This is a genomic window from Azospirillum largimobile (assembly GCF_977007025.2).
Window position 1 is genome coordinate 59,162 of record NZ_CDRMUA020000006.1, and the last position, 12,459, is coordinate 71,620.

At 65.6% G+C, this 12,459-nt stretch carries 7 protein-coding genes and 5 tRNA genes; 7 read left to right on the forward strand and 5 right to left on the reverse strand.

Annotated elements, in window-relative coordinates; genetic code table 11:
• Positions 1–29: 29 nt before the first annotated feature.
• The 6 genes from ACWPKK_RS27585 (at position 30) to ACWPKK_RS27610 (ending at position 2,294) form a co-directional block, all read left to right on the forward strand.
• Complete coding sequence (locus ACWPKK_RS27585; protein ID WP_452010886.1) at positions 30–1,685, forward strand: phospholipase D-like domain-containing protein; 1,656 nt, start codon at positions 30–32, stop codon at positions 1,683–1,685.
• Positions 1,686–1,759: 74 nt separating this feature from the next.
• Positions 1,760–1,846 (forward strand) — tRNA-Leu (locus ACWPKK_RS27590).
• A gap of 38 nt (positions 1,847–1,884) precedes the next feature.
• Positions 1,885–1,960 (forward strand) — tRNA-Ala (locus tag ACWPKK_RS27595).
• Positions 1,961–2,033: 73 nt separating this feature from the next.
• Positions 2,034–2,110, forward strand: a tRNA-Asp gene (locus ACWPKK_RS27600).
• A gap of 4 nt (positions 2,111–2,114) precedes the next feature.
• Positions 2,115–2,189 (forward strand) — tRNA-Gly (locus ACWPKK_RS27605).
• A 30-nt stretch (positions 2,190–2,219) separates the two neighbouring features.
• A tRNA-Val gene (locus tag ACWPKK_RS27610) sits at positions 2,220–2,294 on the forward strand.
• 207 nt (positions 2,295–2,501) lie between these two features.
• On the opposite strand, the gene ACWPKK_RS27615 is transcribed toward ACWPKK_RS27610, so the two are convergent.
• The 5 genes from ACWPKK_RS27615 to ACWPKK_RS27635 all read right to left on the reverse strand — a co-directional run bounded on the left by ACWPKK_RS27615 (position 2,502) and on the right by ACWPKK_RS27635 (position 9,078).
• Positions 2,502–3,620 carry a lysozyme inhibitor LprI family protein gene (locus ACWPKK_RS27615; RefSeq protein ID WP_452010888.1) on the reverse strand — a complete coding sequence of 373 codons (1,119 nt, stop codon included), beginning with the start codon at positions 3,618–3,620 and terminating at the stop codon, positions 2,502–2,504.
• Between the two features lie 246 nt (positions 3,621–3,866).
• The gene (locus ACWPKK_RS27620) at positions 3,867–4,703 is read right to left on the reverse strand and encodes an aldo/keto reductase (RefSeq protein WP_452010891.1); all 837 of its coding nucleotides are present in this window, start codon (positions 4,701–4,703) and stop codon (positions 3,867–3,869) included.
• Positions 4,704–4,804: 101 nt separating this feature from the next.
• Complete coding sequence (locus ACWPKK_RS27625) at positions 4,805–6,469, reverse strand: ABC transporter ATP-binding protein (RefSeq protein WP_452010893.1); 1,665 nt, start codon at positions 6,467–6,469, stop codon at positions 4,805–4,807.
• A gap of 27 nt (positions 6,470–6,496) precedes the next feature.
• Positions 6,497–7,576, reverse strand: a complete 1,080-nt coding sequence (locus ACWPKK_RS27630; RefSeq protein WP_324869906.1) for an ABC transporter permease — start codon at positions 7,574–7,576, stop codon at positions 6,497–6,499.
• Between the two features lie 161 nt (positions 7,577–7,737).
• Positions 7,738–9,078: a CmpA/NrtA family ABC transporter substrate-binding protein gene (locus tag ACWPKK_RS27635; RefSeq protein WP_452011552.1), complete on the reverse strand. Its 1,341-nt coding sequence runs from the start codon at positions 9,076–9,078 to the stop codon at positions 7,738–7,740.
• A gap of 873 nt (positions 9,079–9,951) precedes the next feature.
• Between ACWPKK_RS27635 and nirB the strand changes: the two genes are divergently transcribed.
• On the forward strand, positions 9,952–12,459 hold the full coding sequence (nirB, locus tag ACWPKK_RS27640) for a nitrite reductase large subunit NirB (RefSeq protein WP_452011555.1): 2,508 nt from the start codon (positions 9,952–9,954) through the stop codon (positions 12,457–12,459).

Below are 12,459 nucleotides of genomic sequence, written 5' to 3' on the forward strand. Positions count from 1 at the left end.
ACCCCACCATGCCGGAAGGAAAGGTCGACATGGCCGCGACGCCGGACGCCGCCCGTCCAAGTCCCGTTTATCGGACCGACCAAATCCCGGCCGGACCGATCCTGGTGCCCGGCCGGACCTGCTGGCGCGTGGCGAAGGCGGACCGGATGGCTGTCATCATCGACGCCGCCGCCTATTTCGCCCGGCTGAAAGCGGCGATCCTCGGCGCCCGCCACACGGTGATGCTGATCGGCTGGGATTTCGACACTCGGATCAAGCTGGAACCCGATGATCCGATTCCGGACGTGCCGAACGAACTGGGCGACTTCCTGTCCTGGATCGTCCGGACGCGGCCGGAACTGACCATCAATGTGCTGAAATGGGACTTGGCGGTCCTGAAGATGCCGTTCCGCGGCCGGACGCCTCTGGTCCTGCTGGACTGGTTGAGCAGCCGGCGCCTGCGCTTCCGCCTGGATTCCGCCCATCCGCCCGGCGCCTGCCATCACCAGAAGATCGCCATCATCGACGATGCGCTGGCCTTCTGCGGCGGCATCGACATGACCACCGACCGCTGGGACACCCCCGAGCATCGCGACGACGATTCCCGCCGCGTACGGCCCAGCGGCATAGCCTATGGCCCCTTCCACGACGTGACCACCGCCGTCGACGGCGAGGCGGCGCGGGCGCTGGGCGAGTTGGCGCGGGAGCGCTGGCGCCGGGCCACCGGCGATGCGCTGCTCCCGCCGCCGCCGACCGAGGCCCATTGGCCGGAGGACCTGGAGCCCGACTTCCGAGACATCCCCGTCGCCATCGCCCGCACCGACCCGATGGCTGATAATGAGGACCGGCAGAAGACCGGCAAGCGCGGCGTGCGCGAGATCGAGGCGCTGTATCTGGCCGCCATCGCCGCGGCACGGCGGTTCATCTATCTGGAAAGCCAGTATTTCGCCTCGCAACGGATCGTCGCCGCCATCGCCGCCCGTCTGTCGGAGCCGGACGGGCCGGAGGTCGTGGTCGTCAATCCGGAACGCACCCCCGGCTGGGTGGAGGAGGAGGCGATGGGCAGCGCCCGCTCGCTGCTGGTCCAGCGCCTGCGCGCCGCCGACCCCCACGGCCGCTTCCGCATCCTGGCCCCGGTGACGGAGGGCGGGCAGGGCATCTATGTCCATGCCAAGGTTCTGGTGGTGGACGACCGCTTCCTGCGGGTGGGATCGTCCAACATCAACAACCGGTCCCAGGGGCTGGACACCGAATGCGACCTCGCCATCGAATGCCCGCCCGGCGATGGGCAGGAGGAGTCGGAGAACTGCCGCGCCATCCGCTCCGTCCGCACGCGGCTGATGGCGGAGCATCTGGGCGTGGCGGTGGAGGAGGTCGAGCGGACGGAGGAGGGGAGCGGCTCGCTGGTCGCCACCGTCGACCGGCTGATGCGCCCCGCCGGCCGGTCGCTCCGGCCGCTGGAGCCGGAACCGCTGAGCGAGGCGGAGGTTGCCCTGGTCGACGAGCGGCTGCTCGATCCCGATCGGCCGGAGCCGATGGCGAAGATCATCCTGCGCGGCGCGACGGTGTTCGGCGACGTGAACCGCACCACGCTGCGCATCGCCGCCGGGGTTGCCGCGGGTGCCGCGATCGGGATCGGGCTTGCCGTCTGGGCCGGCCGGAAAGGGGTTCGGAAAGGGCTTGGGAAAAATTTTCGCGGAGAGTGAATTCTGTGCTTGCGGGCCACGGTCCATCCCGCTACATAGGCGCTCCCCGCGGCGCACAACGCGGTGCGGGGAAAGCGCTTGTGGCGGAACTGGTAGACGCGCTAGGTTCAGGTCCTAGTGGCTGAAAAGCCGTGGGGGTTCGACTCCCTCCAAGCGCACCAACACTCCAAGTGTTGGTGAAGGGTAGCAGAAGTATAGTGGGGCCATAGCTCAGCTGGGAGAGCGCTACAATGGCATTGTAGAGGTCAGGAGTTCGATCCTCCTTGGCTCCACCACTTCTGAAGGTTTGGGTAGAGTTTAGGTCTTGTCTATCGGGGTGATGTCTTGTAAAAGGCGCCGCTCCTCAGCGCGGGTGTAGCTCAGTTGGTTAGAGCGCCGGCCTGTCACGCCGGAGGCCGCGGGTTCAAGTCCCGTCACTCGCGCCACTTTGCGGGCGTAGCTCAGGGGTAGAGCACAACCTTGCCAAGGTTGGGGTCGAGGGTTCGAATCCCTTCGCCCGCTCCATTACTGGAGCGACAGTTTTTGGTTTCCCGTGGTCTCGTAGCTCAGCGGGAGAGCACTACGTTGACATCGTAGGGGTCACTGGTTCAATCCCAGTCGGGACCACCATTCTGAAGGCCGCCAACCGGAACGGGTTGGCGGCCTTCGCCATTTTGGGGGGCGCCACCGTTTGGCGCGTGATGGTTTCCGAAGATCGGCCGCGGTTCTCCACGCAGAAGTCCGCCACATCGACCCTGCCGATGTCGTCGATCGGAGCATGGTTCTCGCTGGGCCTGATGATGCCGTGTCCATGCGGGCGGCCCAGAGCTTTGCGTGTCACTGCCGACACTGCCGCTCGACGTTCCGAGCGCAATCGATCGCTTCGGAGAACTCGTAGAGCACGACATTGTATTTCATGAAAGCGCCTACAGCCCTTACCAGAAAGTTGTTGTCCTCGTGCATCATCGCGCTTCCGACACCAGCTATTCCTCCCTTGACCATTGATCCGAGCACCGCATCGGCATCGATCGTTCCATTCTGCAGTCCCGAGGATGCTGCGCTGCAGAGTGCCGACGTCGCCACGCTGGTCAGGATCACTCCAGCTTCAGATTTCTCTCCGAGCAAGTGCTGGCAGGCCGTCTCTCCTGCCAAAGCAACAAAGCAGATTGCCTGCTTGTTCAAGATTTCGTTTGAAGAACAGCCGCGCCGATTGCCGGACGGAGAGTTATAGACTGCTGCCGTGGATATAGAAGATGCAGGTGCACTCAGTCTCATTGGTCTTTCGATGTTTCCCGGCAGTTCGTCAGCGCTGTGGTACATTCTCAACGCATATCGGTCTCCTTTGTTGAGGTAAGGTTCCTCTGCGGCAATTTTCGAGTTCGATGCCTTGATGTCTTCGAGAATGAAATTTGCCTCGGACGTTTGGAAGGGACCAGATACAACGGCATACCAACCATTGAGCGCCAGGAGAACGATGTAGGGCCCATGCTGCGGCGTCTGCTGTCGCAGCAGGGACGCGATTGCAATCGCTTCCTCCGCGGTTGAGCGGCTGGCCAGTTGCACCCATCGCATCCCATCCTTTTCCCATGCACCTGGTGAAAAGGTCAGACTTGCAAGGGAATCGAGAGCATGTATTCGCCCTCTATAGGTGGCTTCGATGCATTGGCGATCGACGTACCGTTCGCCTGATTTGCAGCGACTGTTTCTGTCCTTGACCCAAGCGATCTCCCCCTTTTTCAGGAGTGATGCTTGGTGCGAAGGCAAGGTGTTGATGTATCCATGGTAAGATCTGCTTAAATCCCGATCCAGCGCCGCAAGGGCTCTGTCGTTGCAGACGAACACCTCCACCGCGTCTGTTACCAACGAGCAATCGTAACTGGGAGAATAGTTCTGCGCCATGGCCGGAGCGGCCACCATGAATACAAACGCACTCAAAAGCCATGATGCTATTTTCATAGTTTTAAAGCTCCCGGCCAGCTTTTGCCCATCGGGAGCGAACCTTAATACATCTGCCGCCGCTGATAAAAGCGAGAGATGTGTATCAATGATTTATTCAATCTAAAGATATTACTGTATGGGAAATAGTCATTATAGATTGATTTTAGAAGGGAATTGGGCGGGCTGGCGTGTGCGGAGGGTGGGTTCCGACAAGCCGTGCGGATTCTAGCGCCGATGCTTCGATCCTCCCCGCCCATCCGTTCCTCAAATCATCGCCAGCGGTTGCTTGCGCTTCGGCGGCGGGAAGGCCCGGTCGATCTCCGCGATGTCCTCGCCTGTCAGGGTCAGCTTCACGGCCTCGGCGTTCTCGATGGCGTGCGCCGTGGATCCCGCCTTGGGGATCGCGATCACGCCCTGCTGGCGCAGCGCCCAGGCCAGCGCCACCTGTGCCGGGGTGGCTTTGTGGCGCTTCGCCACCGACAGCAATGCCGGGGAGCGCAGCAGGCGGCCACCCTGGCCGATGGGGGAATAGGCCATCACCGGCATCCGCGCGGTGTGCTGGAAGGGCAGCAGGTCGTACTCGATCCCGCGGTGCTCGGGGTTGTAGAGCACCTGATTGACGGCGCAGCCGCGCAGGTCGGTGGCTTCCCCCAGTTCCTCCAGATCGTCGACATCGAAGTTGGAGACGCCCCAGCGGGCGATCTTGCCGGACTGGCGCAGCAGTTCGAACGCCTCCACCGTTTCCTCCAAAGGCACGCCGCCGCGCCAGTGCAGCAGGTAGAGGTCGATGCGGTCGATCCCCAGCCGCTTCAGGCTGCGCTCGCAGGCCTTCACCGTGCCGATGCGGGACGCGTTGCTGGGCAGGACCTTGGTGACGATGAACAGGCCGTCGCGCCTGCCGGTAATCGCCTCGCCCACCAGTTCTTCCGACGCGCCGTCGCTGTACATCTCGGCAGTGTCGATCAGGGTCATGCCGTGGTCGATGCCGGCCCGAATGGCAGCGATCTCGGCGGCGCGGTCGCCGCGCCCTTCCGCCATCATCCAGGTGCCCTGGCCGAGAGCCGGAACGTCGGTGCCGTCCGGCAGGGTCACGCGCTTCATCTCTGGTCCCTCGTCCGTCATCCCGAAAAACAACAAGCTGGCCCCGTGAGGCCAGCTTGTCCAATGCCTATTCGGTGGGATTTCCGGAAGATGGAAGCGCCTCAAGCCGCCTTCTTCGGCGCCCCGGCGTGGCCGCCTTCCAGGAAGTTCAGCAACTCCTCGCGGTAGTCGTAATAGCGCGGGTGCTCCAGCAGGGCCTGACGGGTGCGCGGATGGGGGATGTCGACGGACAGGATGTGGCCGATCTTCGCGTTCGGGCCGTTGGTCATCATCACCACCCGGTCGGCCAGCAGCAGCGCCTCGTCCACGTCGTGGGTGACGCAGACGGCGGTGACCTTGGTGCGCGCCCAGACCTCCATCAGCACCTCCTGCAACTCCCAGCGGGTCAGGCTGTCGAGCATGCCGAAGGGCTCGTCGAGCAGCAGGAGCTTGGGCGACAGGGCGAAGGCGCGGGCGATGCCGACGCGCTGCTTCATGCCGTTGGACAGCTCCGCCGCCTTCTTGTCCATGGAATCGCCCAAGCCCACACGGGCGAGATAATAGCGGGCGATGTCGGCGCGCTCGCCCTTGTTCGCATGGGGATAGACGCGGTCGACGCCGAGCATGACGTTTTCATAGGCGGTCAGCCACGGGAACAGGCTGGGGGCCTGGAACACCACGGCGCGGTCGGGGCCGGCGCCGTCCACCTCCTTGCCGTCCAGCACGATGCCGCCGCTGGTCACGTCGGCAAGGCCCGCCACCATCGACAGCACGGTGGACTTGCCGCAGCCGGAATGGCCGATCAGCGAGACGAACTCGCCCTTGCGCATCTTCAGGTCGAAGCCGTCCACCACGGTCAGCGGCCCCTTCGGCGTGGCGAAGGTCTTGGTCAGGCGGGTGAATTCCAGATAGCGGTCTTCCATCCCGCGCCCGCCCATCGCCTCGATATAGGCCTTGGGCGGCGGGGCGGCGGTGATCGGCTTCACGTCGGGGAGAGTCAGGTCATCATCGCCGCCGGTGCCGCGGGCGACGCCGACCTCCATCAGGTATGCGGTGACCTCGGCGCGCAGGCGCTTGAAGTCCTCGTCATGGTTGACGGCGGTGCGGTCGCGCGGGCGGGGCAGGTCGACGGTGAAGGCGGGGCCGAGCGTGGCTTTCGGGCCGGGCGTGAGTGGGATGATGCGGTCGGCCAGCAGGATCGCCTCGTCCACATCGTTGGTGATGAGGATGACGGTCTTGCGGTCCTTGCGCCAGATCGCCTCGATCTCGTCCTGCAGCTTGGCGCGGGTCAGGGCGTCGAGCGCCGACAGCGGCTCGTCCAGCAGCAGCATCTCCGGGCTCATGGCGAGTGCACGGGCGAAGCCGACGCGCTGGCGCATGCCGCCCGACAGCTCCTTCGGCCGGCGGTCGGTGGCGTGGCCGAGCCCGACCGTCTCCACCGCCCGGCGGGTCAGGACGCCGCGCTCCGCACCGCCCTTCGCCTTGTGGACGGCGTCGACCGCTAGCGCGACGTTCTCCTTCACGCTGAGCCAGGGCATCAGCGAATAGGATTGGAAGACCAGGCCGCGCTCCGGGCCGGGGCCGGTGACCAGCTTGCCGCGATAGAGCACCTCGCCGGCGTCCGGCATCGCCAGTCCGGCGATCAGGTTGATCAGCGTCGACTTGCCGGAGCCGGAGAATCCGACGATGGCGACGAACTCGCCGTCTTCGATCGACAGGTCGATGTCGCGCAACACCGTGGTGCCGCCGTAGGACTTCGACACGCCCTTCAGGTCCAGGATCGCCATGGTCGTCGTCTCCGTGTGCAGAAGGGGTCAGCGGGCGGGGCTGTGGCTGACGGCGGACTGGAGCGCCAGCATCACGCGGTCGAGCAGGAAGCCGATCAGGCCGATGGTGAAGACCGCCACCATGATCTTGGCGAGCGAGTTGGAGGAGCCGTTCTGGAACTCGTCCCAGACGAACTTGCCGAGGCCGGGGTTCTGGGCCAGCATCTCCGCGGCGATCAGCACCATCCAGCCCACGCCCAGCGACAGCCGCAGCCCGGTGAAGATGTAGGGCAGGGCGGATGGAAGCACGAGGCGGCGCACCATGGTGGGGCCGGACAGTTGCAGCACCTTGCCGACATTCATCAGGTCGCGGTCGATGGAGGACACGCCGACCGCGGTGTTGATCAGGGTCGGCCACAGCGAGCACAGCGTGACGGTGATGGCGGAGGTCAGGAACGACTTCTCGAACAGCGGGTCGCTGCCCGACACGGTGGCGCTGACGACCATGGTGACCAGCGGCAGCCAGGCCAGCGGCGACACCGGCTTGAAGATCTGGATCAGCGGGTTGATCGCGGCGTTGACGGTCGGCGACAGGCCGCTCGCCACGCCCAGCGGCACCGCCACCAGGGCGCCGAGCAGGAAGCCGGTGAAGACCGTCTTCAGGCTGGTGAAGATCTGGTCGATGTAGGTCGGCTTGCCGGCATAGGGGCGGGTCTTCACCTCCGCCTTCGGGTCCTTCGCCAGAAGCTCGGCATTGCGCTTGCTTTGCCGCTCGTAGAAGGCGGCTTCCTTGGCGCGTTCGGCCTTGTGGTCGGCGTAGAGGTTGGTTGCCTGCTCCCACACCTGGGCCGGGCCGGGGATGGCGCCGAGGCTGGTCTGCACCTGTGGGGCGGCCCAGCCCCAGGCGGCGAGGAACAGCAGGATGGCGGTCAGCGGGATGCCCATCTGGCGCCACAGCTCTACGCCCTGCTGGCGCGGATTCTCGCCGGCGGCAAGCCGCAGCAGCGGCGCCAGCCAGCCGAGGCCGACGGTGTTCAGGGCGGAGGCGATGCGGTTCAGGGTGTGCGTGCGGCGGGCCTTGCGCTGGGCGCGGGCGAGGTCGGAGGCGGTGTCGGTCAAGCTGGTCATGGAAGTCTTCCCCTTGGAAAGATCCCTTCTCCCCCCTGGGGAGAAGGTTAGGATGAGGGGGTTCGGCGCAGCCGAAATCAGTTCGGCGTGTGCCTCCCCCCTCACCCCGACCCTCTCCCCGGGGGGGAGAGGGAGGATTGGGCAGGTGGGGGCAATGCTGCTTACCCCCCCACCACCTGACCGCCCTCGACCTTCTGGTCGCCCTTCAGGCCGATGGGCTGCTTGGCGAGGTAGTCGTTGGGCTTGCGGCCGTCGTACGGGATGCCGTCGATGAAGCCGTTATCCACCGGCTTGTAGCCGTCGCTCTTCCACGGGAAGTCGGCCTCCTTGACCTTGCCTTCCTCGACCAGCAGCTTGGCGGCCTGGAGATAGACGTCGGGCTTGTAGACCTTGCGGGCGGTCTCGTCGTACCAGGCATCGGGCTTGGCCTCGGCGATCTGGCCCCAGCGGCGCATCTGGGTCAGGTACCAGACGGCGTCGGAATAGAAGGGGTAGGTCGCGTTGTAGCGGAAGAAGACGTTGAAGTCGGGAACGTCGCGCTTGTCGCCCTTCTCATACTCGAAGGTGCCGGTCATCGAGTTGGCGATCACCTTGGCGTCGGCGCCGACATATTCGGGCTTGGCCAGGATCTTCACCGCTTCGGCGCGGTTGGCGTTGTTGTTCTCGTCCAGCCACTGGGCGGCACGGATCAGCGCCTTGACGACGGCCAGATGGGTCTTGGGATTCTTCTTCGCCCAGTCGTCGGTGACGCCGAACACCTTCTCGGGGTTGTTCTTCCAGATCTCGGTGTCGGTGATCACCGGCACGCCGATGCCCTTCATCACCGCCTGCTGGTTCCACGGCTCGCCCACGCTGTAGCCATAGATCGTGCCGGCCTCCAGCGTCGCCGGCATCTGCGGCGGCGGGGTGACGGACAGCAGCGCGTCGGCCCCGATCTGGCCCGACACGTCGGTCGGGCTGTAGAAGCCGGGGTTGATTCCGCCCGACGCCAGCCAGTAGCGCAGTTCGTAATTGTGGGTCGAGACCGGGAAGACCATGCCCATGTTGAAGGGCTTGCCCTCGGCCTTGTACTGGGCGATCACCGGCTTCAGCGCGTCGGCCTTGATCGGGTGGCCCGGCTTGCCGTCGGCACCCTTCGGGACATTGGCCTTCATCTTCTGCCAGACGTCGTTCGACAGCGTGATGCCGTTGCCGTTCAGGTCCATGGAGAAGGCGGTGACGATGTGCGCCTTGGTGCCGAAGCCGATGGTGGCACCCAGCGGCTGGCCGGCCAGCATGTGGGCGCCGTCCAGTTCGCCGGAAATCACGCGGTCGAGCAGGACCTTCCAGTTCGCCTGCGGCTCCAGTGTCACCGACAGGCCTTCATCCTCGAAGAAGCCCTTTTCGGCGGCGATGGCGAGCGGCGCCATGTCGGTCAGCTTGATGAAGCCCAGCTTCAGCTGGTCCTTCTCGACGTCGAGCGGAGCGGCGATGGCAGAGACGCCTGCCGTCAGGGCGACGATTGCGGCAGCGGATGCGAGAAGGTGGCGGAGGGGGCGGGAAGTGGTGCGGAAGGACTGGGCCACGTCGGTTGCTCCATCTCTGAAATCCGGACCAGCGGTCGGGTGTGCGACACCGGTGTCGTTTTTCTGGGCAAGTCCCGGACTGGCTGTTTTTCGGGCAGATGGTGGTGGAGCACCTTGGCCGTCGAACGCGTCCAGCGGGATCGACCGGAAAAGCCTCGGTACAAGGCCTGTCGATACCGGGGTCGGCAACACTGCCGGGCTGGCCCATCATTGGACGCTTGGGATGCACGCACCGTCGTTGGCGCGTCTCTGGCCTCCCTCTTCGCAAGCCTCATGCCAAAGGATGGCTTTTGCGGAAAAATGGGCCGGAGCGGTTGATTCCGTTGGCTATGACCCGGCGGAAGGTATGAGGTGCCCGCCGCCACCATCGCGCCGCCTGCCGATTTTTGCGGCGCACACAAGCCTGCATGGTCATCCTTTGTGCAAGACCTAAGGATGATCCAAAATTAGGCACCTAGGTATCGGGTGAGAAGCAGGGCGCGACCCCGCGGAATCCCTGGAGTTTTCTCGAGACCGTCCGCTTGCGAAGGGATTGGCACGCGGATTGCAAAGGGAGTGGCGAGACAACAGCGGGCGCCAGCAACGTCGCCAGTGCCCGCGACACCCGCCGAAACCGTGCGACGACGCGCGGAATTGGCTCTGGTTCGACGACGAACCGCCCGGACAACGGCGTCCGAACAGGTCTGCACCCATCTTCGCGAGTCACTCGCGGGGCAGGGACTCAGGCCCGTTCGGACGCCTTTCTTTTTGGCCCCGTGCCTGACTTTGCAGCAGGCCGGACACGATAGACGAGGCAGACGCGCCATGGACATGCATCTCTCATCGAACAACGGGCCCGCCGTCGAACTTAACGAGGCCGAGCTGCGCAGTGCCGGCCCGGCCAGGGAGCGGCTGGTGGTGGTCGGCAACGGCATGGCCGGCATGAAGACGGTGGAAGAGCTGCTGGCCAAGGCGCCGGGCCGCTTTGACGTCACCGTCTTCGGGGCCGAGCCGCATCCGAACTACAACCGCATCATGCTGTCGCCGGTGCTGGCGGGGGAGAAGACCTTCGACCAGATCGTGCTGAACAGCCGCGAGTGGTACGACGCCAACGGCATCACCCTGCTGACCGGCGAACCGGTGGAGGGCATCGACCGCGAAGCCAAGACGGTGGTTTCGCAGTCGGGCCGCGTCGTTCCCTATGACAAGCTGCTGATCGCCACCGGGTCGATGCCCTTCATCATCCCGGTGCCGGGATCGACCCTGCCGGGCGTCATTGGCTTCCGCGATCTGGCCGATGTCGACGCCATGCTGGCGGCGGCGGCGAAGGGTGGCCGCGCCGTGGTGATCGGCGGCGGGCTTCTTGGGCTGGAGGCCGCCAACGGCCTGCGAGTCAAGGGGATGGAAGTCACCGTCGTCCACCTGATGCCGACGCTGATGGAGCGCCAGCTCGACCCGTCCGCCGGCATGCTGCTGCAGCGCGAGTTGGAGCGTCGCGGGATCGAGGTGCTGACCGGCGCCGATACCGCCGAGATTGTGGGCGACGAGTGGGTCAGTGCCGTCCGGCTGAAGGACGGTCGCGAGTTGCCGGCCGACATCGTCGTCATGGCGGTGGGCATCCGCCCCAACATGGCGCTCGGCAAGGCGGCCGGGCTGGACTGCGGGCGCGGCATCCGGGTGGACGACCAGATGCGCACCAGCGACCCGTCGATCTACGCGGTCGGCGAATGCGTCGAGCATCGCGGCGTCACCTGGGGCCTCGTCGCCCCGCTGTTCGAAATGGCGAAGGTGCTGGCCCACGACCTCGCGGGCGGGGAGGGTGCCGCCTACACCGGTTCCGTCACCTCGACCAAGCTGAAGGTGACGGGCGTCGACGTGTTCTCCGCCGGTGACTTCTCGGGCGGGGCGGGGACCGAGGACATCGTGTTTCGCGACGCCGCCCGCGGCGTCTACAAGCGGCTGGTTCTGAAGGACGGCAAGCTGCTGGGCGCCGTGCTGTATGGCGATACCAAGGACGGCGCCTGGTACTTCTCGCTTCTGAAGGACGGCGCCGACGTGTCGGCCGAACGCGACACCATGATCTTCGGCCAGGGGTTCGGGAGTGCGGACGCCGGTGACCCGAACGCCGCCATCGCAGCATTGCCCGCCAGTGCCGAAATCTGCGGCTGCAACGGCGTCTGCAAGGGCACCATCGTCAAGGCGATCACCGACAAGGGCCTGACCAGCCTGGACGAGGTGAAGGCGCACACCAAGGCGTCGGCCTCCTGCGGCGGCTGCGCCGGCACGGTGGAGCGGTTGCTGGCGGTGACGCTGGGCGACGGCTTCACGGCGGCGCCCAAGGTCAAGCCGATGTGCAAATGCACCCACCACACCCATGACGCGGTGCGGGCGGCCATCGTCGACCGTGGGCTGAAGACCATGGCCGACGTGTTCCAGGCAATGGAATGGACGACGCCCGACGGCTGCGCCTCCTGCCGGCCGGCGCTGAACTACTACTTGCTGTGCGCGTGGCCGGGCGAGTACCGGGACGACTACCAGTCGCGCTACATCAACGAGCGTGCCCACGCCAACATCCAGAAGGACGGCACCTATTCGGTCGTGCCGCGCATGTGGGGCGGCCTGACGACTGCGGCGGAACTTCGTGCCATCGCCGACGTGGTGGACAAGTTCGCCATCCCCACCGTGAAGGTCACCGGCGGCCAGCGCATCGACCTGTTCGGCGTGAAGAAGGAGGATCTGCCGGCGGTCTGGGCCGATCTGAACGCCGCCGGGATGGTGTCCGGCCATGCCTATGCCAAGGGGCTGCGCACGGTGAAGACCTGCGTCGGGTCGGAGTGGTGCCGCTTCGGCACGCAGGATTCGACCGGGCTGGGCGTGAAGCTGGAACGCATGACCTGGGGCACCTGGACCCCGCACAAGGTCAAGCTGGCGGTGTCCGGCTGCCCGCGCAACTGCGCCGAGGCGACCATCAAGGATCTGGGCGTGGTGTGCATCGACAGCGGCTATGAACTGCATGTCGGCGGCAACGGCGGCCTGCATGTCCGGGCCTGCGACCTGCTGGTCCGTGTCGCCACCGAGGAGGAGGTGCTGGAATACACCGGCGCCTTCATGCAGCTCTACCGCGAGGAGGCCCGCTATCTGGAGCGCACCGCGCCGTGGGTAGAGCGGGTCGGCCTCGACCACATCAAGGCGGCGCTGGTCGATGATCCGGAGCGGCGGCGGGCGTTGAACGCGCGCTTCCTGTTCTCGCAGACCTTCTCGCAGGACGACCCGTGGGCGGAGCGCGCCGCCAAGGGCGTCGACCGTCACGAATTCAATCTGCTCGCCGAAGTGGGATAA